This is a genomic window from Pseudomonas sp. GW823-FHT06B06, from assembly GCF_058795195.1.
Map to the genome: position 1 here is coordinate 1 of NZ_JBXAHO010000058.1, position 24,932 is coordinate 24,932.

General features: G+C 59.2%; 21 protein-coding genes, 4 tRNA genes and 1 riboswitch. Of the genes, 22 read left to right on the plus strand and 3 right to left on the minus strand.

The window, feature by feature from the left end; genetic code table 11:
- The first annotated feature begins 626 nt into the window (after window positions 1–626).
- The 13 genes from AC1Q8Q_RS30095 (at window position 627) to astE (ending at window position 14,163) form a co-directional block, all read left to right on the plus strand.
- On the plus strand, window positions 627–1,403 hold the full coding sequence (locus AC1Q8Q_RS30095; RefSeq protein WP_020800770.1) for an ABC transporter substrate-binding protein: 777 nt from the start codon (window positions 627–629) through the stop codon (window positions 1,401–1,403).
- A gap of 92 nt (window positions 1,404–1,495) precedes the next feature.
- A complete protein-coding gene (locus AC1Q8Q_RS30100; protein ID WP_008058010.1) occupies window positions 1,496–2,185 on the plus strand; it encodes an ABC transporter permease in 690 nt (229 codons plus the stop codon).
- Complete coding sequence (locus AC1Q8Q_RS30105; protein ID WP_020800771.1) at window positions 2,182–2,880, plus strand: ABC transporter permease; 699 nt, start codon at window positions 2,182–2,184, stop codon at window positions 2,878–2,880. Before AC1Q8Q_RS30100 ends, AC1Q8Q_RS30105 begins: the two co-directional genes overlap by 4 nt.
- Before the next feature lies 1 nt (window position 2,881).
- Window positions 2,882–3,994 carry a M14 family metallopeptidase gene (locus tag AC1Q8Q_RS30110; protein WP_020800772.1) on the plus strand — a complete coding sequence of 371 codons (1,113 nt, stop codon included), beginning with the start codon at window positions 2,882–2,884 and terminating at the stop codon, window positions 3,992–3,994.
- Between the two features lie 27 nt (window positions 3,995–4,021).
- Window positions 4,022–4,786, plus strand: a complete 765-nt coding sequence (locus AC1Q8Q_RS30115; protein WP_007971015.1) for an ABC transporter ATP-binding protein — start codon at window positions 4,022–4,024, stop codon at window positions 4,784–4,786.
- 203 nt (window positions 4,787–4,989) lie between these two features.
- Window positions 4,990–5,970, plus strand: a complete 981-nt coding sequence (gene argR / locus AC1Q8Q_RS30120) for a transcriptional regulator ArgR (RefSeq protein WP_033043292.1) — start codon at window positions 4,990–4,992, stop codon at window positions 5,968–5,970.
- A gap of 331 nt (window positions 5,971–6,301) precedes the next feature.
- Window positions 6,302–7,522, plus strand: coding sequence for an aspartate aminotransferase family protein (locus AC1Q8Q_RS30125; protein ID WP_020800774.1), 1,221 nt, complete (start codon window positions 6,302–6,304; stop codon window positions 7,520–7,522).
- 193 nt (window positions 7,523–7,715) lie between these two features.
- On the plus strand, window positions 7,716–8,735 hold the full coding sequence (gene aruF / locus AC1Q8Q_RS30130) for an arginine/ornithine succinyltransferase subunit alpha (RefSeq protein WP_020800776.1): 1,020 nt from the start codon (window positions 7,716–7,718) through the stop codon (window positions 8,733–8,735).
- 74 nt (window positions 8,736–8,809) lie between these two features.
- Window positions 8,810–9,835: an arginine N-succinyltransferase gene (gene astA, locus AC1Q8Q_RS30135; protein ID WP_020800777.1), complete on the plus strand. Its 1,026-nt coding sequence runs from the start codon at window positions 8,810–8,812 to the stop codon at window positions 9,833–9,835.
- A complete protein-coding gene (astD, locus tag AC1Q8Q_RS30140) occupies window positions 9,832–11,301 on the plus strand; it encodes a succinylglutamate-semialdehyde dehydrogenase (RefSeq protein ID WP_168759225.1) in 1,470 nt (489 codons plus the stop codon). Before astA ends, astD begins: the two co-directional genes overlap by 4 nt.
- A gap of 139 nt (window positions 11,302–11,440) precedes the next feature.
- Window positions 11,441–12,787: an N-succinylarginine dihydrolase gene (gene astB, locus AC1Q8Q_RS30145; protein ID WP_033043290.1), complete on the plus strand. Its 1,347-nt coding sequence runs from the start codon at window positions 11,441–11,443 to the stop codon at window positions 12,785–12,787.
- Window positions 12,788–12,849: 62 nt separating this feature from the next.
- Window positions 12,850–13,140, plus strand: coding sequence for a hypothetical protein (locus tag AC1Q8Q_RS30150; protein WP_008057983.1), 291 nt, complete (start codon window positions 12,850–12,852; stop codon window positions 13,138–13,140).
- Between the two features lie 12 nt (window positions 13,141–13,152).
- Complete coding sequence (astE, locus tag AC1Q8Q_RS30155) at window positions 13,153–14,163, plus strand: succinylglutamate desuccinylase (protein ID WP_020800780.1); 1,011 nt, start codon at window positions 13,153–13,155, stop codon at window positions 14,161–14,163.
- A gap of 127 nt (window positions 14,164–14,290) precedes the next feature.
- On the opposite strand, the gene AC1Q8Q_RS30160 is transcribed toward astE, so the two are convergent.
- Complete coding sequence (locus tag AC1Q8Q_RS30160; RefSeq protein WP_020800781.1) at window positions 14,291–14,803, minus strand: 6,7-dimethyl-8-ribityllumazine synthase; 513 nt, start codon at window positions 14,801–14,803, stop codon at window positions 14,291–14,293.
- A gap of 102 nt (window positions 14,804–14,905) precedes the next feature.
- Window positions 14,906–15,077, minus strand: a riboswitch (FMN riboswitch).
- A 196-nt stretch (window positions 15,078–15,273) separates the two neighbouring features.
- Between AC1Q8Q_RS30160 and ltaE the strand changes: the two genes are divergently transcribed.
- From ltaE to AC1Q8Q_RS30195, 7 genes are all read left to right on the plus strand, one after another.
- Window positions 15,274–16,278 carry a low-specificity L-threonine aldolase gene (gene ltaE, locus AC1Q8Q_RS30165; RefSeq protein WP_033044644.1) on the plus strand — a complete coding sequence of 335 codons (1,005 nt, stop codon included), beginning with the start codon at window positions 15,274–15,276 and terminating at the stop codon, window positions 16,276–16,278.
- Window positions 16,279–16,424: 146 nt separating this feature from the next.
- The gene (alaS, locus tag AC1Q8Q_RS30170; RefSeq protein ID WP_492615874.1) at window positions 16,425–19,046 is read left to right on the plus strand and encodes an alanine--tRNA ligase; all 2,622 of its coding nucleotides are present in this window, start codon (window positions 16,425–16,427) and stop codon (window positions 19,044–19,046) included.
- A gap of 91 nt (window positions 19,047–19,137) precedes the next feature.
- Window positions 19,138–20,379 (plus strand): aspartate kinase, encoded by a 1,242-nt coding sequence (locus AC1Q8Q_RS30175; protein WP_008057978.1) that lies wholly within the window; start codon window positions 19,138–19,140, stop codon window positions 20,377–20,379.
- Window positions 20,380–20,567: 188 nt separating this feature from the next.
- Entirely contained in the window at window positions 20,568–20,756 is a 189-nt protein-coding gene (gene csrA, locus AC1Q8Q_RS30180) for a carbon storage regulator CsrA (protein WP_002554426.1), read from the plus strand.
- A gap of 62 nt (window positions 20,757–20,818) precedes the next feature.
- Window positions 20,819–20,909, plus strand: a tRNA-Ser gene (locus AC1Q8Q_RS30185).
- A 107-nt stretch (window positions 20,910–21,016) separates the two neighbouring features.
- Window positions 21,017–21,093: transfer RNA gene (locus AC1Q8Q_RS30190), tRNA-Arg, on the plus strand.
- A 71-nt stretch (window positions 21,094–21,164) separates the two neighbouring features.
- A tRNA-Arg gene (locus tag AC1Q8Q_RS30195) sits at window positions 21,165–21,241 on the plus strand.
- A 20-nt stretch (window positions 21,242–21,261) separates the two neighbouring features.
- Here the strand turns inward: AC1Q8Q_RS30195 and AC1Q8Q_RS30200 are convergent.
- Window positions 21,262–21,777: a cell envelope protein SmpA gene (locus tag AC1Q8Q_RS30200; RefSeq protein WP_151143180.1), complete on the minus strand. Its 516-nt coding sequence runs from the start codon at window positions 21,775–21,777 to the stop codon at window positions 21,262–21,264.
- A 322-nt stretch (window positions 21,778–22,099) separates the two neighbouring features.
- Between AC1Q8Q_RS30200 and mgtE the strand changes: the two genes are divergently transcribed.
- Window positions 22,100–23,542: a magnesium transporter gene (mgtE, locus tag AC1Q8Q_RS30205; RefSeq protein WP_020800785.1), complete on the plus strand. Its 1,443-nt coding sequence runs from the start codon at window positions 22,100–22,102 to the stop codon at window positions 23,540–23,542.
- A gap of 101 nt (window positions 23,543–23,643) precedes the next feature.
- Here the strand turns inward: mgtE and AC1Q8Q_RS30210 are convergent, their stop codons facing one another.
- The gene (locus AC1Q8Q_RS30210) at window positions 23,644–23,970 is read right to left on the minus strand and encodes an Arc family DNA-binding protein (RefSeq protein WP_008066583.1); all 327 of its coding nucleotides are present in this window, start codon (window positions 23,968–23,970) and stop codon (window positions 23,644–23,646) included.
- A gap of 581 nt (window positions 23,971–24,551) precedes the next feature.
- On the opposite strand from AC1Q8Q_RS30210, the gene AC1Q8Q_RS30215 reads away from it, so the two are divergent.
- Window positions 24,552–24,628: transfer RNA gene (locus tag AC1Q8Q_RS30215), tRNA-Arg, on the plus strand.
- The last annotated feature ends 304 nt before the right edge of the window (window positions 24,629–24,932 follow it).

Sequence of the window (24,932 nt, forward strand, 5' to 3'; positions counted from 1 at the left end):
GCTGAAGGGGCAGAGTGAATACCAACCGAAAACCAGTTGAGGGCTTCCCCTCAACCATAGAATCTCCCACAGGGGATTGGTGGTGATCAAAAAACTGTGGGAGCGAGCCTGCTCGCGAAGGCGGACTGTCAGGCGCCAAATAAACATGAGCCAATAATTATCGGCTTCCCCTGTAGGAGGTTTCCTACTGTTACCCGCCAGCTTTCAAGTTACTGAATGTGTAACCGCGCTGCGCCGATTCGGGGCATTGGGAAACGCCAAGCCCTGTTGGGGGCCTCCACAAACAATAAGAATCCACGCTGCGCTTGCCGGATTAGAAGGGTTTGCCAATAATAGGCCCGCAACTTGCAATATTGATCGGTTCACTGTCTTTTGCTCTTGCATGATTCTGCAAGGCTGTCAACGTGCCCGGGCGGCTTTCTCGGTGCTTCTGTAATTAGTTGTCGCATTGAAGAAATATCGGCTTCGGGCCTGTCGTTAGAATGCCGATCACTTGCTCGTCGTTGCCCGTGTTGAATTTCAACACCTGCATCCCAGGACGCAGCAACGCTTTCCGGTTCCACTCATTCGCATATTGGGCTATCGCTCACTCTGCCGTTTTAGCCCTTTACCGATGGAGTCCCAAGATGAAGAAACTCGTGCTGCTTGGCGCCCTGGCTATGTCCGCCGTGCTGTCCCTGCCATCCTTCGCCGATGAAAAACCTCTGAAGATCGGTATCGAAGCGGCTTACCCTCCGTTCGCTTCGAAAGCGCCGGACGGCAGCATCGTGGGTTTCGACTACGACATCGGTAACGCCCTGTGCGAAGAGATGAAGGTCAAGTGCGTGTGGGTTGAACAAGAGTTCGACGGTCTGATCCCTGCGCTGAAGGTGCGCAAGATCGACGCGATCCTGTCGTCCATGTCGATCACTGAAGACCGCAAGAAGTCCGTGGACTTCACCAACAAGTACTACAACACCCCGGCGCGCCTGGTCATGAAGGCCGGTACTCAGGTGGGCGACAACCTGGCTGAGCTCAAGGGCAAGAACATCGGCGTGCAACGTGGTTCGATCCACGAGCGTTTCGCCCGTGAAGTGCTGGCCCCGCTGGGTGCCGAAATCAAGCCTTACGGCTCGCAGAACGAAATTTATCTCGACGTGGCCGCCGGCCGCCTCGACGGCACCGTGGCAGACGCTACCCTGTTGAATGACGGCTTCCTGAAAACCGACGCAGGTAAAGGTTTCGCCTTCGTGGGGCCTGCCTTCACTGACGTCAAATACTTCGGCGACGGCGTGGGTATCGCCGTTCGCAAGGGTGACGCGCTGAAAGACAAGATCAACACCGCGATCGCCGCCATTCGCGAGAACGGCAAGTACAAGCAAATCCAGGACAAGTACTTCGATTTCGACATTTACGGTAAGTAAGTACGTCGCAACGACAAGTCCGAAATGGCGCAAGCAACAGGATCTCTGAGGTTTGCGCCATTTTTTCATCCCAACTTTCGAGGACCTGAATCATGTTGAAAGGCTACGGGGCTGTCATCCTCGATGGCGTTTGGCTGACGCTTCAGCTCGCCTTGTCGTCCATGGCCCTGGCCATTGTCCTGGGCCTGATTGGCGTGGCGCTGCGCCTGTCGCCAGTGCGCTGGCTGGCCTGGCTGGGCGACCTGTATTCCACGGTGATTCGCGGCATTCCAGACCTGGTGCTGATCCTGCTGATTTTCTACGGCGGCCAGGACCTGCTCAACCGCGTCGCGCCGATGCTGGGTTATGACGAATACATCGACCTGAACCCCTTGGCCGCCGGTATCGGCACCCTGGGCTTCATCTTTGGTGCCTACCTGTCGGAAACCTTCCGTGGCGCGTTCATGGCGATCCCCAAGGGGCAGGCCGAAGCGGGCATGGCCTATGGCATGAGCAGTTTCCAGGTGTTCTTCCGGGTGTTGGTACCGCAGATGATTCGCCTGGCAATTCCCGGTTTCACCAACAACTGGCTGGTGCTGACCAAGGCTACCGCGCTGATTTCGGTGGTGGGCCTGCAAGACATGATGTTCAAGGCCAAGCAGGCGGCAGATGCTACCCGTGAGCCTTTCACCTTCTTCCTCGCAGTGGCGGCGATGTACCTGGTGATCACCAGTGTCTCGTTGCTGGCATTGCGTCACCTCGAGAAGCGCTACTCGGTAGGCGTAAGGGCGGCTGAGCTATGATCTTCGACTACAACGTCATTTGGGAGGCCTTGCCGCTGTACTTTGGCGGCCTGGTGACCACCCTCAAGTTGCTCGCGCTGTCGCTGTTCTTCGGCCTGCTGTGTGCGTTGCCGCTGGGCCTGATGCGCGTCTCGAAAAACGCCGTGGTCAACATGACGGCGTGGCTCTACACCTACGTGATCCGCGGCACGCCGATGCTGGTGCAGCTGTTCTTGATCTACTACGGCCTGGCACAGTTCGAAGCCGTTCGCGAAAGCTTCTTGTGGCCGTGGCTGTCCAGCGCAACGTTCTGCGCGTGCCTGGCGTTCGCGATCAACACCAGCGCCTACACCGCCGAAATCATCGCCGGCAGCCTGCGCGCTACGCCGAACGGCGAGATCGAAGCAGCCAAGGCCATGGGCATGTCGCGGGTCAAGATGTACAAGCGCATCCTGCTGCCGTCGGCCCTGCGCCGTGCGCTGCCGCAGTACAGCAACGAAGTGATCATGATGTTGCAGACCACCAGCCTGGCGTCCATCGTGACCCTGATCGACATTACCGGTGCTGCGCGCACGGTCAACGCCCAGTTCTACCTGCCGTTCGAGGCGTACATCACCGCCGGCGTGTTCTACCTGTGCCTGACCTTCATCCTGGTGAAGTTGTTCAAGATGGCCGAGCGCCGCTGGCTGGGCTACCTGGCCCCGCGGAAGCACTGATATGGAGCGCATCGATCATGCTTTGCCGTGGAGCCACCTCGGTAGCGAACGCCGGATTTCGGTATTCCGCTTCGGTGGTGGCGAGCGCAAGGCTTACATCCAGGCCAGCCTGCACGCCGATGAATTGCCGGGCATGCGCACCGCCTGGGCCCTGAAGAAGCGCCTGGCCGAACTCGAAGCCCAAGGTCTGTTGAACGGTGTGATCGAGTTGGTGCCGGTGGCCAATCCACTGGGCCTCGGTCAGTTGCTTCAGGGCAATCATCAAGGGCGTTTCGAGGCCGGTAGCGGCAAGAATTTCAATCGGGATTTCGTTGAGTTGAGCGCGCCAGTGGCTGCGCAACTTGATGGGCATCTGGGTGACGATCCGCACGCCAATATTCGTTTGATCCGCCAGGCCATGAGTGATCACCTGGCGGCATTGCCTGAGGCGAGCAGTCAGTTGCAAGGCATGCAGCGTGTTCTGCTCAGCCACGCCTGCACCGCCGATGTGGTGCTGGACCTGCATTGCGATGCCGAAGCCGCGCTGCACATGTACGCCTTGCCGCAGCACTGGCCGCAGTGGCGCTCGCTGGCGGCGCACCTGGATGTGAAGGTTGGCTTGCTGGCGGAAGATTCCGGCGGCAGCTCCTTCGACGAAGCCTGTTCGCTGCCGTGGCTGCGCCTGTCGCGTCTGTTCCCGGATGCGCAGATTCCGCTGGCGTGCCTGGCGACTACCATTGAATTGGGTGGTCAGGCCGACACCGGTCGCGCGCAATCCGAGGCTCACGCCGAAGGCATCCTGGCGTTCCTCGCCGAGCAAGGCCTGATCAGTGGCGAGTGGCCGAACGCGGCGCACGAACCTTGCGAAGGCCTGCCGTTCGAAGGCACCGAACTGCTGTTCGCCCCGCATCCGGGTGTGGTGAGTTTCCTGCGCAAACCCGGTGAATGGGTTGAGGCAGGCGATGAAATTTTCGAAGTGATCGATCCGCTGGCGGATCGGGTCAGCACGGTGTGTGCTGGTACGTCCGGGGTGCTGTTTGCCATTGAACGGCTGCGTTACGCCCAACCCGGTTTCTGGCTGGCCAAGGTGGCGGGGCGCGAAGCGCTGCGTCACGGGCGCTTGCTCAACGACTGACTGACTGTTTTTGTGAGAACCGACCGCATGTACAAGCTTGAAGTCCAAGACCTGCATAAACGCTATGGCAGTCACGAAGTGCTCAAGGGCGTGTCCCTGAAAGCGGCGGCCGGCGATGTGATCAGCATCATCGGCTCCAGTGGCTCCGGCAAGAGTACCTTCCTGCGCTGCATCAACCTGCTGGAACAGCCGCATGCCGGCAAGATCCTGCTCAACAACGAAGAGCTGAAGCTGGTGGCGAACAAGGACGGCGCGCTGAAGGCCGCCGACCCGAAACAGCTGCAACGCATGCGTTCGCGCCTGTCGATGGTGTTCCAGCATTTCAACCTGTGGTCGCACATGACCGCGCTGGAAAACATCATGGAAGCGCCGGTTCACGTGCTCGGTGTGTCCAAGGCCGAAGCTCGCGAAAAAGCCGAGCACTACCTGAACAAAGTGGGCGTCGCTCATCGTAAAGATGCTTACCCGGGCCATATGTCCGGCGGCGAACAGCAGCGCGTGGCGATCGCCCGTGCGCTGGCGATGGAACCTGAGGTGATGCTGTTCGACGAACCGACTTCGGCGCTCGACCCGGAACTGGTCGGTGACGTGCTGAAGGTCATGCAGGCCCTGGCCCAGGAAGGCCGGACCATGGTCGTGGTGACCCACGAAATGGGCTTCGCCCGTGAAGTGTCGAACCAGCTGGTGTTCCTGCACAAAGGCGTTGTTGAAGAAAGCGGCAACCCGCGTGAGGTGCTGGTCAATCCACAGTCCGAACGTTTGCAACAGTTCCTTTCGGGTAGCCTGAAGTAATCAAGACTCTCGTTGTGCACCTCGTAGGAGCTGCCGAAGGCTGCGATCTTTTGATGTTGATTGTTCACGTCAAAAGATCGCAGCCTCGTTTCACTCGACAGCTCCTACAGGGGATCTGTGCGGGCTTTTGAGATTTGTGTTCATTTACGGGCTAGCATTGGCCCATGCCTTCATCACTGTTCTTCGCTTCGGATCGCTCGCCCATGACTGCCCATCGAATAGGTTTCCTGATATGGCCCAGCACAAAAGCACTGACGCTGGCGCTGGCTGAGGAGGCCTTGCGGGTTGCCCAGCGTGTGCATCCCGACGTGGTTTATGAGCTGTCGTTCCTGCAGGCCGAACCGCAGGGCGAAGGTCAGTGGCAATTGCCCGGTGAACCCTGGGCCGGCAAGCTCGAAAACTTCCAGAAACTGTTCCTGCTCGCCGATGAGCCGCCGACCAGTCTCGCGCCGGCCCTGAGCAGTGCGCTCAAGCAGTTGGTGCGTGCCGGTTGTGTGATCGGCGGGCTGTCGGCCGGTGTTTATCCGTTGGCGCAACTGGGCTTGCTCGACGGCTACCGCGCTGCGGTGCACTGGCGCTGGCAGGACGACTTCGCCGAACGTTTTCCGAAAGTCATCGCCACCAGTCATCTGTTCGATTGGGATCGCGATCGCCTGACCGCCTGTGGCGGCATGTCAGTGCTCGACTTGCTGTTGGCGGTACTGGCTCGCGATCACGGCGCCGAACTGGCCGGCGCGGTGTCGGAAGAATTGGTGGTCGAGCGTATTCGCGAAGGCGGTGAGCGCCAACGCATCCCATTGCAGAACCGCCTGGGCTCCAGTCATCCAAAGCTCACCCAGGCGGTGCTGCTGATGGAAGCGAACATTGAAGAGCCGCTGACCACAGACGAAATCGCCCAGCATGTGTGCGTGTCCCGTCGACAACTGGAACGGATCTTCAAGCAATACCTCAATCGCGTGCCGAGCCAGTACTACCTGGAACTTCGCCTGAACAAGGCGCGGCAGATGTTGATGCAAACCAGCAAGTCGATCATCCAGATCGGCCTGTCCTGTGGTTTCTCTTCGGGCCCGCACTTCTCCAGCGCCTACCGCAATTTCTTCGGCGCCACGCCGCGCGAAGATCGTAACCAGCGGCGCAGCAGCAGCCCGTTCGAATTGTCGTCGGTTCCGTCGGAACGCGGCTAATCCCAGCACAAAAGGCCATGGCATTGTTCCCATGGCCTTTTGCATTCAAGCCCTCATCTCCATGTCCGCATTTGCGCAATCAACCCGCAGTAGAGAGTCGGGGTGGGCGGGTGCCGCAAATCAAATCCCCGCAACCCTGCCGTTAACCCGGTCGGCCAGTTAAACTGCGCCTTTGCGACCCTATTTGTCGCATTGCCATAAACCCGGGCAAAACCGGGTTTGGCGCTATAAGAAGTTGTCGCTTGGCGGCAAGGCCGGGCTGAAAACTGTCCTTACAATCCTCACCAAGCTCGCCAGTTTCAGGCGAGTGTTTTCTCTTCAGGAGACTCCGATGTCCGTTGAGCACGCTGCGGTAGAACGCGCCGATTTCGATCAGGTAATGGTTCCCAACTATGCGCCAGCCGCCTTCATTCCCGTGCGTGGCGCCGGTTCCCGCGTTTGGGACCAGTCCGGTCGCGAGCTGGTCGACTTCGCCGGCGGGATCGCCGTCAACGTATTGGGCCACGCACATCCGGCGCTGGTCGGTGCCTTGACCGAGCAGGCCAACAAGCTGTGGCACGTGTCCAACGTGTTCACCAATGAGCCGGCCCTGCGCCTGGCCCATAAGCTGGTCGATGCCACCTTTGCCGAGCGTGCTTTCTTCTGCAACTCTGGCGCCGAAGCCAACGAAGCGGCCTTCAAGCTGGCCCGTCGTGTCGGTTTCGACCGCTTCGGCAGCGAGAAGTACGAGATCATCGCCGCGCTCAACAGCTTCCACGGCCGTACCCTGTTCACCGTGAACGTCGGTGGCCAGTCGAAGTACTCCGATGGCTTCGGTCCGAAAATCACCGGTATCACCCATGTGCCGTACAACGACCTGGCCGCGCTAAAAGCTGCCATTTCCGACAAGACCTGCGCCGTGGTACTGGAGCCGATCCAGGGTGAGAGCGGTGTGATCCCGGCGGAACTCGAATACCTGCAAGGTGCCCGCGAACTCTGCACCGCGCACAACGCGCTGTTGATCTTCGACGAAGTGCAAACCGGCATGGGCCGTACCGGCCATCTGTTTGCCTATCAGCATTACGGCGTGATTCCGGACATCCTGACCAGCGCCAAGAGCCTGGGCGGCGGTTTCCCGATCGCGGCAATGCTGACCACCGAAGACCTGGCCAAGCATCTGGTTGTCGGCACCCACGGCACCACCTACGGCGGCAACCCGCTGGCGTGCGCAGTCGCCGAAGCCGTGATCGATGTGATCAACACACCCCAAGTGCTGGCCGGCGTCAATGCCAAGCACGACAAGTTCAAGGCACGCCTTGAGCAGATCGGCGAGAAGTACGGTCTGTTCACCCAGGTTCGTGGCCTGGGGCTGTTGATCGGTTGCGTACTGAGCGATGCCTGGAAAGGCAAGGCCAAGGACATTTTCAACGCCGCTGAAAAAGAAGGCCTGATGGTGCTGCAAGCCGGCCCGGACGTGGTGCGTTTCGCGCCAAGCCTGGTGGTCGAAGACGCGGACATCGACGAAGGTCTGGACCGTTTCGAACGTGCCGCGGCAAAACTGACGCAAGCCTGATAGACCCTTCGACGCCTGCAAGTCAGGCGTCGAACCCAAATTTTTATGCCGGGCCCGTTTTTTATGTGGGAGCGAGCCTGCTCGCGAAGGTGTTTCAGTCGACATCAATGTTGCTGACATACCTTCGCGAGCAGGCTCGCTCCCACAAGGGTCCGGCTTATTTTCCTCAAGAGTATGAGAAAGGAGTGACACCATGCTGGTGATGCGCCCCGCGCAAATGGCTGATCTGGGCGAGGTACAGCGTCTGGCTGCGGACAGCCCGATTGGTGTCACTTCCTTGCCGGATGACGTTGAACGCCTGAGCGACAAGATCGCCGCGAGCGAAGCCTCGTTCGCTGCCGAAGTCAGCTTCAACGGTGAAGAGAGCTATTTCTTCGTACTTGAAGACACGGCCACCGGCAAGTTGGTGGGCTGTTCGGCGATCGTCGCCTCGGCGGGTTATTCCGAACCGTTCTACAGTTTCCGTAATGAAACCTTCGTGCACGCCTCCCGCGAGCTGAAGATTCATAACAAGATCCACGTGCTCTCGCAGTGCCACGACCTCACGGGCAACAGCCTGTTGACCAGTTTCTACGTGCAGCGCGAGCTGGTGGGCTCGCCTTGGGCTGAGCTCAATTCCCGTGGCCGCCTGCTGTTCGTCGCCAGCCACCCGGAGCGCTTCGCCGATTCAGTGGTGACCGAGATTGTCGGCTACAGCGACGAAAATGGCGATTCGCCGTTCTGGGATGCCATCGGCCGCAACTTCTTCGATCTCAACTACGCCGAAGCCGAACGTCTGTGCGGCCTGAAGAGCCGGACCTTCCTCGCCGAGCTGATGCCGCACTACCCGATCTACGTCCCGCTGCTGCCGGACTCCGCTCAGGAAGCCATGGGCCAGGTGCACCCTCGGGCGCAGATTACCTTCGACATCCTGATGCGCGAAGGCTTCGAAACCGATCACTACATCGACATCTTCGATGGCGGCCCGACCCTGCATGCCCGTGTCTCGGGGATCCGTTCGATCGCCCAGAGCCGCGTGGTGCCGGTGAAAATCGGTGAGCCGGTCAAGGGTGCCGGTCGACAATACCTGGTGGCCAATGCCCAGTTGCAGGATTACCGCGCAATCATGCTCGAGCTCGATTACGCGCCGGGCAAGCCCGTGACCCTGGATCTGGAAGCGGCCGAAACCCTGGGTGTCGGTGAAGGTGCGAGCGTTCGCCTGGTGGCGGTTTAACGCCTGCTTGAAAAAAATGCCTGAAAAGCAGCGAGTTTCACGGGTGGCGCAAGCGGCCCGTTTGAGGAGATAGCATGATCGTTCGTCCCGTACGCAGCAGCGATTTACCCGCTCTGATCGACCTGGCCCGCAGCACCGGCACCGGCCTGACCACCTTGCCGGCCAACGAAGAGCGTCTGGCCCACCGGGTCGGTTGGGCCGAGAAGACCTTCCGTGGTGAAGCCGGGCGAGCCGATGCGGACTACCTGTTCGTGCTCGAAGACGACAATGGCCGCGTGGTGGGCATTTCCGCCATCGCTGGCGCCGTGGGCCTGCGTGAGCCCTGGTACAACTTCCGGGTCGGCCTGACGGTCAGTGCTTCGCAAGAGCTGAACATCTACCGTGAAATCCCGACGCTGTTCCTGGCCAACGACCTGACCGGCAATTCCGAGCTGTGCTCGCTGTTCCTGCATGCCGATTACCGCAGTGGCCTCAATGGCCGCATGCTGTCCAAGGCGCGGATGCTGTTCATCGCCGAGTTCCCGCAACTGTTTGGCAACAAGATCATTGCCGAGATGCGCGGGGTTTCCGATGAAGCCGGGCGTTCACCGTTCTGGGAAAGCCTGGGTCGGCACTTCTTCAAGATGGAATTCAGTCAGGCTGACTATCTGACCGGCGTGGGCAACAAGGCCTTCATTGCCGAGCTGATGCCGAAGTTTCCGCTGTACACCTGCTTCCTGTCGCCCGATGCGCGTAACGTGATTGGCCAGGTGCACCCGGACACCGAGCCGGCGCTGGCCATGCTCAAGAGCGAAGGTTTCAGCTACCAGGGCTACGTCGACATTTTCGACGCGGGCCCGGCCATCGAGTGCGAAACCGGTAAGATCCGCGCCGTGCGCGACAGCCAGGCGCTGGTGCTGGCTATCGGCACGCCGGGTGACGACGCCACGCCGTTCATCATTCACAACCGCAAGCGCGAAGACTGCCGCATCACTGCCGCTCCGGCACGTCTGGCCGCCGGCACGCTGGTGGTCGACCCGCTGACCGCCAAACGTCTTCAACTCAACGCAGGCGATCAAGTGCGCGCCGTGGCGTTGTCTGCTGCTCGGGAGTCGAAATAATGAAATCGCTATACATCGCAGGTGAATGGCTGGCAGGTCAGGGCGAAGCCTTTGAGTCGCTGAACCCGGTGACCCAGCAAGTCCTTTGGTCTGGCAACGGTGCCACCGCGGATCAGGTCGAATCGGCGGTACAGGCTGCGCGTCAGGCGTTCCCGGGCTGGGCCCGTCGCCCCCTGCAAGAACGTATTTCGGTGTTGGAAGCCTTTGCCGCAGCGCTGAAAAATCACGCGGACGAACTGGCGCATGCCATCGGTGAGGAAACCGGCAAGCCCCTGTGGGAAGCCGCCACCGAAGTCACCAGCATGGTCAACAAGATTGCGATCTCGGTGCAGAGCTACCGTGAGCGCACTGGCGAGAAGAGCGGCCCGCTGGGCGACGCCACCGCCGTGCTGCGCCACAAACCGCACGGTGTGGTGGCGGTGTTCGGGCCCTACAATTTCCCTGGGCACTTGCCGAACGGGCACATCGTGCCGGCCTTGCTGGCCGGTAACTGTGTGCTGTTCAAGCCAAGTGAGCTGACGCCGAAAGTCGCCGAACTGACGGTCAAGTGCTGGATCGAGGCCGGTTTGCCGGCGGGCGTGCTGAACCTGCTGCAGGGCGCTCGCGAAACCGGTATCGCCCTGGCGGCGAACCCGGGCATCGACGGCCTGTTCTTCACGGGTTCCAGCCGTACCGGCAATCACCTGCACCAGCAATTTGCCGGTCGTCCGGACAAGATCCTTGCCCTGGAGATGGGGGGTAACAATCCGCTGGTGGTGGATCAGGTCGCCGATCTCGATGCCGCTGTCTACACCATTATCCAGTCGGCGTTCATCTCCGCCGGCCAGCGCTGCACCTGTGCCCGCCGCTTGCTGGTGCCGCAGGGCGCCTGGGGCGACACATTGCTGGCGCGCCTGGTGGCGGTCAGCTCGACGATTGAAGTCGGCGCGTTCGATCAGCAACCGGCGCCTTTCATGGGCTCGGTGATTTCCCTCGGCGCGGCTAAAGCGTTGATGGATGCCCAGGAGCATTTGCTGGCCAACGGCGCCGTGGCGCTGCTGGAAATGACTCAGCCGCAAGCGCAGTCCGCCTTGCTGACCCCGGGCATTCTGGACGTCACGGCAGTCGCTGAGCGCCCGGACGAAGAGCTGTTCGGCCCGTTGCTGCAAGTGATCCGCTACGCTGATTTTGAAGCGGCGATCGTTGAAGCCAACGACACCGAATACGGCCTGGCCGCCGGGCTGTTGTCGGATTCCGAAGCGCGCTACCAGCAGTTCTGGCTGGAAAGCCGCGCCGGTATCGTCAACTGGAACAAGCAATTGACCGGCGCGGCCAGCAGCGCGCCATTCGGTGGCGTCGGCGCCTCGGGCAACCACCGCGCCAGCGCCTACTATGCGGCGGATTACTGCGCATACCCGGTGGCCTCACTGGAAACCCCGAGCCTGGTGTTGCCGGCGGCCCTCACGCCTGGCGTGAAAATGGCGTGATGCCATTCGCGAGCAGGCTCGCTCCCACATTGGAATGTATGTCCCTGTGGGAGCGAGCCTGCTCGCGAAGGTCGCCACGCGGTCTTACTCAATTGTTACCAGAAGCCTATAACAAACAGATTCTCGTGGAGCCTCGCTGATGAAATCCTATGAAGTCAATTTTGACGGTCTAGTGGGGCCGACCCATAACTACGGCGGCCTGTCCTACGGTAACGTCGCGTCCCAGAGCAACAGCCAGCAGTCTTCCAATCCGAAGGAAGCGGCGCTGCAAGGCCTGGCGAAGATGAAAGCGCTGATGGACATGGGCTTTCAACAGGGCGTGCTGGCGCCACAGGAACGTCCGGACGTGGCTGCCCTGCGTCGCCTGGGTTTTGGCGGTACCGACGCTCAAGTCATCGAGCGCGCCGCCAAGGAAGCCATGCCATTGCTGGTCGCCAGCTGCTCGGCTTCAAGCATGTGGGTGGCCAACGCGGCCACCGTCAGCCCGAGCGCCGACACCGCGGATGGCCGCGTGCATTTCACCGCCGCCAACCTCAACTGCAAGTACCACCGCAGCATCGAGCACCCAACCACCAGTCGCGTGTTGGGCGCCATGTTCGCCGACCAGAAGCACTTCGCCCACCACGCCGCGCTGCCGGCCGTGGCGCAGTTCGGTGACGAAGGCGCAGCCAACCACACGCGTTTCTGCCGTGAATACGGCGAAGCCGGTGTCGAATTCTTCGTGTTCGGTCGCAGTGCTTTCGACACCCGCTACCCGGCACCGCAGAAATACCCGGCGCGCCAGACTCTCGAAGCGTCGCAGGCAGTCGCTCGCCTGCACGGCCTGAGCGATGACGGCGTGGTCTACGCCCAGCAGAACCCGTCGGTGATCGACCAGGGCGTGTTCCACAATGACGTGATCGCGGTCGGTAACGGTGAAGTGCTGTTCTATCACGAGGACGCTTTCCTCGAGACCGAGAAAATGCTCGCCGAACTGCAGAGCAAACTCGCCAAGGTCGGTGGGAAATTTCAATCGATCTGTGTACCGCGTTCCGCGGTAACCGTCGAAGACGCGGTGCGTTCCTACCTGTTCAATAGCCAGTTGCTGTCGCGTCCTGACGGTTCCATGCTGTTGATCGTGCCGGAAGAATGCCGTGGCAACGAGCGCGTATGGCAATACCTGCAGGGTTTGACCAGCTCCGGCGGCCAGATCAGCGAAGTGAAAGTCTTCGATCTCAAGCAGAGCATGCAGAACGGCGGTGGCCCTGCCTGCCTGAGGTTGCGTGTTGCGCTCAACGAAACCGAGCTGGCGGCCGTCAACCCAGGCGTTATCATGACGGCACCGTTGTACGGCACCCTGACCGAATGGGTCGAGAAGCACTACCGCGACCGCATGACCGAAAACGATCTGGCGGACCCGCAATTGCTGCTCGAGTGCCGGACGGCACTGGATGAACTGACGCAAATCCTTAAACTGGGCGCGGTTTATCCATTCCAGATCAATTGATCGACGGCGCGTTGTCATGCACGACGGCGCGCCGCTTCATCTCCACTGAGAGCGTAAAAGACATGAGCGACAAACTGCAGCTGATCCTTGAAGACACCGACGGCACGCAACTGGAAACGTCCTGCACCCGCGTCGCGGTCATGTGGCAAGGCAAAGAGCTGTGGATCCAGCACGATGGTCGTGGCCAATTGCTGATCGGCGTGGACGTCGAAGAAGGCGATGCTGAATACGCCAACCTGCTGTTGCGCCCATTGGCGACTAATCTGGTAAGTCTGCAACTGGAGATGGAACCGGCTGACCTCGGCGACGACGAGGAACACGTTCACGGCCCGGATTGCAATCACGACCATTAAGGAAACCGCTCTATGCTCGCCCTCGGCAAACTGCTTGAACTGACCCTCGCCGGCCGCGAACCGGCGGAGAAGACTCAACTGACTGTCGAAGGCGTGCGCATGCGCTGGTTGAGCGAAGGTGCGCTGGAAGTGCGACCGCCGCAAGCCCGTGATAATGGCCTGGACCTGCTTTTATCGGCCGGTATCCACGGCAACGAAACAGCGCCGATCGAACTGCTCGATCGCCTGTTGCATGACATCGCCCGCGGCGACCTGAAGCCGCGTGCCCGCATTCTGTTCCTGTTCGGTAATCCTGAAGCCATTCGCAAGGGCGAGCGTTTCGTCGAGCAGGACGTCAATCGGCTGTTCAATGGCCGTCACGAACAAAGCAGTGGCTCCGAAGCGCTGCGCGCCTGTGAGCTGGAGCGTCTGGCGGCCAGTTTCTTCAGCCTGCCGGATCGTCAGCGACTGCACTATGATTTGCACACGGCGATTCGCGGCTCGAAAATCGAACAGTTCGCCTTGTACCCCTGGAAGGAAGATCGCCAGCATTCACGCCAGGAACTGGCCCGGCTTCGCGCCGCAGGCATGGAGGCGGTGCTGTTGCAGAACAAGCCGTCCATCGTCTTCAGTTCCTATACCTACGACAAGCTCGGAGCCGAGTCCTTTACCCTTGAACTGGGCAAGGCGCGACCGTTCGGGCAGAACGACGGGGTGAACGTTTCCTTGCTGGAAAACCGTCTCAAACAGATCATCGAAGGCACCGAGCCGGAGTTGGCGGAAGAGGCGTTGGACGGTTTGCAGCTGTTCAGCGTGGCACGGGAAATCATCAAGCACAGCGACAACTTCCGCCTGAACCTGCCAGTGGATATCGAGAACTTTTCGGAGCTGGAAGTGGGTTACCTGCTGGCGGAAGACATCGCCAATACCCGCTGGATCATCGAGGAGGAGGGTGCCCGGATCATCTTCCCGAACCCCAAGGTGAAGAATGGCCTGCGTGCCGGCATCCTGATCGTGCCGACCACCGACGAAAACCTCGCCTAAGGACAACACAAAACCACTGTGGGAGCGAGCCTGCTCGCGATTTATCCGAGAGCGCCGCGGGGAGCCAGACTTCCCGCGTAATCGTTGACGACCATCGCGAGCAGGCTCGCTCCCACAGGTTCAGTGTTTAGACAGCTACGGCGCGCGGTTCAGTGCGACGCAGGCTACGGATCTTCATCAGCGTATCCGCGCACGTCTTCGCTGCTTCCTGTCCCTTATGCACGAAATGCTCGAAGAAGAACTTATGATGCAGTTCTTCACCCGCGTGAAAGTGGTGCGGGGTCAGCGATACCGAGAACACTGGCACTTCCGTTTCCAGTTGCACCTGCATCAGGCCGCTGACGACCGACTGGGCGACGAACTCGTGGCGGTAGATCCCGCCGTCAACCACCAGGGCTGCCGCGACGATGCCGGCATAACGGCCGGTCTTGGCCAGCAACTTGGCGTGCAGGGGCATTTCAAAGGCGCCGCCGACTTCGAAGAAATCGATGTCGGACTCCTGATAACCCTGGGCAATCATTTCAGCGACGAAGCCTTTACGGCTCTGGTCGACAATGTCCTTGTGCCAGCAGGCCTGGATGAACGCAACGCGTTCGCCATGGTGGTGTTTGCTTTTGCTGTCGATTGCGGTGGGTTGCATGTTCTGATTCCTGTTTGTGTGAAAAACAGGGCTTATGAATCGAATGGGATTTAAGGGTATGCACGCTCGCACGAGTGCCTGCGGACAGCCCTTTGGCGCCAATCCCGTTCTCTCTTCATCCGGACTATGACCGTCGGCCCCGGAATCACACCGGGTCTGCTGACCTTGTCGCCATGCACGGCAAAAGCCGTGCCTGTCACCAAGCGCTCGCGGGCTATGCGTGTTGCACGCAATTACCGCCGGTGGGGAGTTGCACCCCGCCCTGAGAACGTTTTGCCGCCAGATTGTTAGGCGGCGAAGCTTTTTTATCACATATTTCTCATCTGTGCATGGCTGCTATCCGATGATTGCTATCGACTTTTTCGTCGAAACAGCAAGTCGATTGCTGCCCAAGGGTTGAATATTGGTTGGCATGACCGCAGTACTTCCCGTCTGAAAGGGATTTCCCCCTGCTAACCGAGGCCAGATTCATGAGCGTTATCGATCTTCGCAGCGACACCGTCACCCAACCCACCCCTGGCATGCTCGAGGCGATGGCCACCGCCGTCACCGGTGACGACGTGTATGGCGAAGACCCGACGGTCAATCGACTGGAAGCCGAGCTGGCAAATCGCCTGGGTTTTGCTGCCGCACTGTTTGTCCCGACGGGCACCATGAGCAACCTGCTGGGCTTGATGGCCCATTGCGAGCGCGGTGACGAATACATCGTCGGCCAGCAGGCTCACACCTATAAGTACGAAGGTGGCGGGGCGGCGGTACTTGGCTCGATCCAGCCACAGCCGCTGGAAGTACAGGCCGATGGCTCGCTGGACCTTGCGCAGGTCGCGGCGGCGATCAAGCCGGACGACTTCCATTTTGCCCGCACCCGTTTGCTGGCGCTGGAAAACACCATGCAGGGCAAGGTCCTGCCCCTCGAATACCTGGCACGGGCGCGCAACTTTACCCGCGAACACGGGTTGCAACTGCATCTGGACGGTGCGCGGCTCTACAACGCGGCGGTCAAGCTGGGTGTCGATGCGCGGGAAATCACCCGGCATTTCGATTCCGTCTCGGTGTGCCTGTCAAAAGGCCTGGGCGCACCGGTGGGTTCGGTGTTGTGCGGTTCGGCAGAGCTGATCGGCAAGGCACGGCGCCTGCGCAAGATGGTCGGCGGCGGCATGCGCCAGGCCGGGATCCTGGCGGCGGCGGGCCTGTACGCGCTGGACCACAACGTCCAGCGCCTGGCCGACGACCACGCCAACGCCCAATTGCTGGCGCAAGGCCTGCGTGCAGCAGGTTTCGAGGTCGAGCCGGTGCAGACCAACATGGTTTACGTCGCCATGGGCGACAGGGCCGAAGCACTCAAGTCATTCGCCGCCGAGCGCGGGATCAAGCTCAGTGCTGCCGCTCGTCTGCGCATGGTCACGCACATGGACGTCAGCGCTACGCAAATCGAGCAGGTCGTCGCGACATTCGTCGACTTTTCCAGTAAGTGATAGCGTTAGCGCTCCAATTGACCGTTTCTATCGTATAAACACGCTGTACCCCGCGCGCAGGGCCGATATAATGCGGCCCTTTGCCGTCGCTTCGTCTGTTGACGTTTCGAACAGGCCTTTGGCCGCAGCCTCCGTGGAAGAACCTAATGAAAAGCGCAGAAATCCGTGAAGCCTTCCTTCGCTTCTTCGAAGAGCAAGGCCACACCCGTGTAGCCTCCAGCTCTTTGATTCCGGGCAACGACCCAACCCTGCTGTTCACCAACGCGGGGATGAACCAGTTCAAGGACTGCTTCCTGGGCCAGGAAAAGCGCGCGTACACCCGCGCCGTCAGCAGCCAGAAATGCGTGCGCGCCGGCGGCAAGCACAACGATCTGGAAAACGTCGGTTATACCGCTCGTCACCACACCTTCTTCGAAATGCTGGGTAACTTCAGCTTCGGTGACTACTTCAAGCGTGACGCCATCACTTACGCCTGGAACTTCCTGACTTCCGACAAATGGCTGAACCTGCCGAAGGAAAAGCTCTGGGTCACCATCTACGCCAGCGATGACGAGGCGTACGACATCTGGACCAAGGAAATCGGGGTTCCGGCCGAGCGCATGGTTCGCATCGGCGACAACAAGGGCGCGCCTTACGCCTCCGACAACTTCTGGACCATGGGCGATACCGGCCCGTGCGGCCCTTGCACCGAGATTTTCTACGATCACGGCGCCGACATCTGGGGTGGCCCACCGGGCTCGCCGGAAGAAGACGGCGACCGCTACATCGAAATCTGGAACAACGTGTTCATGCAGTTCAACCGCACCGCCGACGGCGTGTTGCACCCGCTGCCAGCGCCATCGGTGGACACCGGCATGGGCCTGGAGCGGATCAGTGCCGTGCTGCAGCATGTTCACTCGAACTATGAAATCGACCTGTTCCAGAGCCTGCTGAGCGCTTCGGCCAAGGCCATCGGTTGCACCAACGATGCCCAGGCTTCGCTGAAAGTCGTGGCTGACCACATTCGTTCCTGCGGCTTCCTGATCGCCGACGGCGTGCTGCCGTCCAACGAAGGCCGCGGTTATGTGCTGCGCCGCATCATTCGCCGCGCTTGCCGTCATGGCAACAAACTGGGCGCCAAGGGCAGCTTCTTCTACCAGATCGTCGCGGCCCTGGTCGCCGAGATGGGCGAAGCTTTCCCTGAATTGAAATCCCAGCAGTCGCATATCGAGCGCGTGCTCAAGGCCGAAGAAGAACAATTCGCCAAGACCCTGGAACAGGGCCTGAAGATCCTCGAGCAGGACCTGGCCGAATTGAAGGGCGACGTGGTGCCAGGCGACGTAGTGTTCAAACTCTACGACACCTACGGTTTCCCGATGGACCTGACTGGCGACATCGCTCGCGAGCGCAACCTGACCATCGACGAAGCAGGCTTCGAGCGCGAGATGGAAGCCCAGCGCGTCCGTGCCCGTTCGGCCAGCTCCTTCGGCATGGACTACAACAGCCTGGTCAAGGTCGATGTGGACACCGAGTTCACCGGCTACACCGCCCACAGCGGTTCGGCAAAAATCGTTGCTCTCTATAAAGACGGGCAATCGGTCGACGTGTTGAATGAAGGCGACGAGGGCGTGGTTATTCTGAACCAGACGCCGTTCTACGCCGAATCCGGCGGGCAGATCGGTGATTGCGGCTTCCTCCAGGCTGGCGCTGCACGTTTCGACGTGCGCGACACCACCAAGACCGGCGGCGCGTTCCTGCACCACGGTGTGCTGGACTCGGGTAGCCTGATCGTCGGTGCTCCGGTCGAGACTCACGTCGATGCCGAAGTGCGTCACGCGACGTCGCTGAACCACTCGGCGACTCACTTGCTGCACGCCGCATTGCGTCAGGTGCTGGGCGATCACGTTCAGCAGAAAGGCTCGTTGGTCGACAGTCAGCGCCTGCGCTTCGACTTCAGCCACTTCGAAGCCATCAAGCCTGAGCAGCTCAAAGCGCTGGAAGACATCGTCAACGCCGAGATTCGCAAGAACTCCGAAGTTGAAACCGAAGAAACCGATATCGAAACCGCCAAGCAGAAAGGCGCCATGGCGCTGTTCGGCGAGAAATACGGCGACAACGTGCGCGTGCTGAGCATGGGCGATTTCTCCGTCGAGCTGTGCGGTGGTATCCACGCCAACCGTACCGGCGACATCGGCCTGCTGAAAATCATCAGCGAAGGCGGTGTGGCTGCTGGCGTGCGCCGTATCGAAGCAGTGACAGGCGCTGCGGCACTGGCTTACCTGAACGCTGCGGAAGAGCAACTCAAGGAAGCGGCCAGCCTGGTCAAGGGCAGCCGCGACAACCTGATCGACAAGCTGTCGGCTGTGCTGGAGCGCAACCGTCTGCTGGAGAAGCAACTCGAGCAGTTGCAAGCCAAGGCCGCCAGTGCGGCGGGTGACGACCTGTCGGCGCAAGCCTTGGACGTCAAGGGCGTGAAAGTGCTGGCCGTGCGTCTGGACGGGCAGGATGGCAAGGCGCTGCTGGCGCTGGTCGATCAACTGAAAAACAAACTCGGCCGCGCAGTGATCCTGCTCGGCAGTGTCCATGAGGAAAAGGTCGTTCTGGTTGCAGGCGTAACCAAAGACCTGACTGGCCAACTCAAAGCCGGTGATTTGATGAAACAGGCCGCTGCGGCAGTGGGCGGGAAGGGCGGTGGTCGTCCAGACATGGCGCAAGGCGGTGGTACCGACGCTGGCGCCCTGGATGCGGCACTGGCGCTGACCGTACCGTTTGTAGAGCAGGGTTTATAAGGCAGTGTCTGCGGTCCGCAGTCTAGTGGCGGGCCGCAACGCTGTTTGAGTGTTTATTTGGGCGCCCTTCATGGGCAGAGGCGGCTTTGAAATGGCTTTGATCGTACAGAAATTTGGAGGCACCTCGGTCGGCACCGTCGAGAGAATCGAGCAGGTTGCCGACAAGGTTAAGAAATTCCGTGATGCCGGCGATGACCTGGTGGTTGTGCTGTCTGCAATGAGCGGCGAAACCAACCGTCTGATCGATCTGGCCAAGCAAATCAGTGGCGGCGATCAACCGGTTCCTCGCGAGCTGGACGTGATCGTCTCCACCGGTGAGCAGGTGACGATTGCCCTGTTGGCCATGGCGTTGATGAAGCGCGGTGTACCAGCGGTGTCCTACACCGGCAACCAGGTACGGATCCTGACGGATAGCGCACACAACAAAGCGCGTATCCTGCAGATCGACGACCAGAAGATTCGTGGTGACCTTAAGGCCGGTCGCGTGGTGGTTGTCGCCGGTTTCCAGGGCGTCGACGAGCACGGCAATATCACCACCCTCGGTCGTGGCGGTTCCGACACCACCGGCGTGGCCCTGGCAGCGGCCCTGAAGGCTGACGAATGCCAGATCTACACCGACGTCGATGGCGTCTACACCACAGACCCGCGCGTGGTGTCCGTGGCCCAGCGCCTGGACAAGATCACCTTCGAAGAGATGCTGGAAATGGCCAGCCTCGGTTCCAAGGTGCTGCAGATCCGTGCGGTGGAATTCGCCGGCAAGTACAACGTCCCGCTGCGCGTACTGCACAGCTTCAAGGAGGGTCCGGGCACCCTCATTACTATTGATGAAGAGGAAACCATGGAACAGCCGATCATTTCCGGTATCGCTTTCAACCGCGATGAAGCCAAGCTGACCATCCGTGGCGTGCCAGACATCCCAGGCGTTGCCTTCAAGATTCTCGGCCCTATCAGCGCCGCGAACATCGAAGTCGACATGATCGTGCAGAACGTCGCGCACGATAACACCACCGACTTTACCTTCACCGTGCACCGCAACGACTACCAGGCGGCGCAAACCGTGCTGGAGAAAACCGCTGGCGAGCTGGGTGCACGTGAAGTCATCGGCGACACCAAGATCGCCAAGGTGTCGATCGTCGGCGTTGGCATGCGCTCCCACGCAGGCGTCGCCAGCCGCATGTTCGAAGCGCTGGCCAAGGAAACCATCAACATCCAGATGATCTCGACTTCGGAAATCAAGGTTTCCGTGGTGATCGAAGAGAAGTACCTGGAACTGGCTGTGCGCGCCTTGCACACGGCTTTCGAACTGGACGCACCGGTCCGCCAGGGCGAGTGATGCGTTTGCCAGAGGGCGCGGTCTGACCGCGCCCTTTGTTTTTTTGCACGGCGCGACCCCAAGGCTGTTCTTTTGCTCGCGCTGGTCAATACTCAGGCATGTAGGCCTTCGACCACTTTGGTTGTAGGTCGAGTGCCTTTTTTTTGCAGACTGTTGTCCCTGAAAATGTAATGCGTGAGGAGAAAGGTATGCTGATTCTGACTCGTCGGTGCGCAGAAAGCCTGATTATTGGTGATGGCGAAATCACCGTGACCGTGCTCGGCGTCAAAGGAAATCAAGTGCGCATCGGTGTCAACGCCCCGAAAGAGGTTGCGGTCCATCGTGAGGAAATTTACCTGCGTATAAAGAAAGAGAAGGACGAAGAACCAAGCCATTAATTTTTATCGTTTTTTATGTTTGCAAACGGGGAAAAGGTTGGTTAAGATACGCCCCGTGTTGCGGAGAGCTGGCCGAGTGGCCGAAGGCGCTCCCCTGCTAAGGGAGTACACCTCAAAAGGGTGTCGGGGGTTCGAATCCCCCGTTCTCCGCCATTATTTGCGTAGTACGTTGTAATCTGGCTTCTTCGGTAAGTTGTTGAAATTACTAGAAAAAGTGCTTGACATAGAGATTAGACGGCCTATAATGCGCGGCAACAAATGCACTCGTAGCTCAGCTGGATAGAGTACTCGGCTACGAACCGAGCGGTCACAGGTTCGAATCCTGTCGAGTGCACCATTTAAGAGTTGTTTGCAGTGATGTGAATAACTTGGCTTCAACCAGTTGTGATCTGGTCTAAAAACACAAATGCACTCGTAGCTCAGCTGGATAGAGTACTCGGCTACGAACCGAGCGGTCACAGGTTCGAATCCTGTCGAGTGCACCATACAAACAAAAAGCCCGCCTTTAAAGCGGGCTTTTTGCCGTCTGGGATTTGGCTTTTCCCTTCGTACATCCTCTTTCGTCGAACTCGATGCTGGCGCTGCGACCTTGCTTGGCTTGGTAGTGGTAGCGGGTGCTTGAGTTTCGAATGCTGATCTTGTCTGGCTTGCCCAGAGCGCTTTCGACATCCTTTTGGGTCATGCCGGCGATCACGCGCTGATTGATGATTGCTTCGCGGCGCTCGCTGGCGCTGATCAGGTTTGCACATTTGTCTACTGTCTGACCGACAACCAGCGGATCGCGGTGATCGATTTCCAGGTTCGATGTTTGCCGCTGCTGTTGCGGCGCAAGTGGGATATTCGTGCCAGGCCGGTAAGGGTTCACCTTCTGGTAGGAAAGGCTTTCGTCGATGGCGCAGCTCATCGTGGTAAAGGTGATGCGCCCGTCAGCCCTCTCGCAGCGGATAATCGTTGCACCAGGTGTTTCGAGCGGCAGGTAGAGCAGGGTGGCGAGTCCCAGGCGGGATAATCTCGATGGCATTGCGAGTCCTCCGTGACGGCTACCGATCAAGGCTAGCGCCTGCATGCTGCATCGCCAGTGTGTTTTTTTTTTCGAGATGAGTCGTCGCACTTTCATGTGTCAGGCGCGCACTCAGGATTGTTTCGCAAGCGCTTGTTTCAGCCGCGATTTTTTAACGTTTTAAGCCGTCAGTCGGTGTATGATTGCGCCCGTCAGCCCCGCCGGGGCTTTTGGATTACCTCCATGGACTTACCCAGTAGTTACTCAATACCCCGATTTTCCAATCATGAATTGACTGATTGATCCTTCCGGCGCACCCCGCTGCTGGGAGTGGAGTTCGCCTATGTCTGAAGTAGAAGTAAAGAAAACGCAGGAAAGCTTGCAGGACCGTCTGGCTCAAGTTGTTGAGCTGTTGCAGCGTCAGCGAGTAGTTGAAGACCTGACTCATCGCCAGGAAGGTCCGAATCAGGATCGCGTCGAAAACCTGGTTCACCGGCAAAATCTCGTTGAGCTGCAACGCAAGCTCGATGACCTGCACTCCGCCGACGTCGCCTATATTCTTGAAGCCCTGCCACTGGATGACCGCCTGACACTCTGGCAGTTGGTCAAGGCTGATCGCGACGGCGACATCCTGCTCGAAGTATCCGATTCGGTTCGTGAAACCCTGATCGCCGACATGGACGATCACGAGCTCCTGGCTGCGGCCAAGGACATGGATGCCGACGAACTGGCCGACCTGGCCTCCGAGCTGCCTCGAGATGTCGTCCATGAGCTGATGGAGACCCTCGATGCCCAGCAGCGCGAGCGTGTGCGCTCGGCGTTGTCCTATGACGAGGACCAGGTCGGTGCGTTGATGGACTTCGAGATGGTCACCATCCGTGAGGATGTCAGTCTCGAAGTGGTCCTGCGCTACCTGCGACGCCTGAAGGAGCTGCCAGGCCATACCGACAAATTGTTCGTGGTTGACTACGACGGCGTGCTCAAGGGTGTGCTGCCGATCAAGCGCCTGCTGGTCAACGATCCGGATAAGCAGGTTTCCGAGGTCATGGCCAGCGATCCGGTGAGTTTCCATCCGGATGAAGAAGCCTACGATGCTGCCCAGGCGTTTGAGCGTTACGACTTGATTTCGGCCCCCGTCGTTGACAAGAACGGCAAATTGATCGGCCGTCTGACCATTGATGAAATGGTCGACCTGATTCGTGAGGAGAGCGAAAACGAAGTTCTCAACATGGCAGGTCTGCGTGAAGAAGAGGATATTTTCGCGTCGGTCTGGAAGTCCCTGCGTAACCGTTGGGCCTGGCTGGCAGTGAACCTGATTACCGCATTTGTGGCTTCCCGGGTAATTGGCCTGTTCGAAGGCTCCATCGAGAAGCTGGTGGCGCTGGCTGCATTGATGCCGATCGTTGCGGGTATCGGAGGTAACTCCGGCAACCAGACCATCACCATGATCGTTCGGGCCATGGCGCTGGACCAGGTGAGTACAGGTAACACTTCGCGTCTGATGCGCAAGGAGTTGGCGGTTGCCTTGATCAATGGCGTGATTTGGGGGGGAGTCATTGGCGTAGTTGCCTACCTGCTTTATGGCAGCTGGTCGCTCGGCGTGGTAATGACCGCTGCCATGACCCTCAATCTGTTGCTGGCGGCGTTGATGGGGGTCTTGATCCCGATGACGCTGGCGCGACTTGGGCGTGATCCTGCCATGGGGGCGAGTGTGATGATTACCGCCATGACCGATAGTGGTGGTTTCTTTATCTTCCTGGGGCTGGCAACGATTTTCCTACTCTGAGGTGCTTGTTCCAAAGCCCGCCCTACGGCGGGCTTTTTTTTTGCCAAATTTCAGGCAAAAAAAAGCCAGCGATCAGGCTGGCTCGAACTTGCGGGGATGAATCAGGAGGCGTCTGCAGTCATTTCGGCATCATGGGCGATCAGTGAAACAAGCGCATTTTGCTGGCGGTGAGAGAGTTGGCGGAAGCGCTGAAGCAATTCGCGCTCGTGCAATGACAGCTCCGGGCTGTCCAGCCGCATGCTCAGCTCTTCGCCCAGTGCGCCTTCCTGAATGAGACTCTGCTCCAGGCGCGCAATGATCTCGGAGTTCATGCTGCGGTGATGATTGCGAGCCACCTCGGCAATGCGTTCACGCATTCCGTCTGGCAGACGTACGACGAACTTGTCAGCCGTACGGCTGGAATAAATTGCCTGTTTCAATGGGCGCATATATTTAACCGGTTAGTTCAGGGGAGCGGTTCTCGGGATTGGCCGCAGGATGTCAGATAGGACAAGCGCTCTGGCCAAATGTTCAACCTGAATTGGTAGAGGCACGCATCATGCCTCAAAATCGCCAGTTCATTGGCGTCAATTCTGTGACAAATATTGAGCTGGCTAAAGGCGTTATGCCAGCACCAATTGTCAGAAATGCGGACTGGTTTTGAAAAAAACACCGGGTCCGTGTCTCTGGCCGCGTCCTTTGCCCCCGTAACTCCTGAAAAAGCCGAGGGGCATCCCATGCGGATTCGATCACTGTTCCTTATCTGTACAGGATAGTGGCAAATGGCCGATTTACTAGTGTTAGTCGTATGATGAGATTCATTTGGGATGGGTGGCAGGTCGATTTTCCCTGGGGTGGGCTTCGTTGGCGGCGCGGGCACTGGTTCGCTTCTGCTTCGCTCGTTAAAACTTCAAGCCCTTGCGTGACATCTGCCTACACTTAAAAAGCCTACGCATGACATGACAAAGACAGGTTCGCCCGTTAACATGCTCGCCGTCTATCGCTACGCGTCTCTTCGCGGGCATCTTGTGTCTCAGTAGCTCAATTGGATAGAGCATCCCCCTCCTAAGGGGAAGGTTGGCAGTTCGAACCTGCCCTGGGACACCATTCAATCAAGTCTTCAGCTGTTCATAATTCCCGCTCCAGGCCTTTATGGGTTCACGGCGGGTGCAAATGGATTGCTCGAGGCATAAAAAGGCCCTGCTCAGATGCGTATCTGGCAGGGCTTTTTCATTTATGTGGCAAGCACCTGGGCATCCTTTCCGGTTTGGGCTCTTCTATATAGAGGAAGAGGCGACTATTTCTGCATCAAGTACCTTTTTGCCAGGAAACCAAATCAATGCTTGACGGCAGATTCTGGAAGCCTATAATTCGCCCCACTTCCGGCGCAGTCGAAACGGAAAACTCCTTG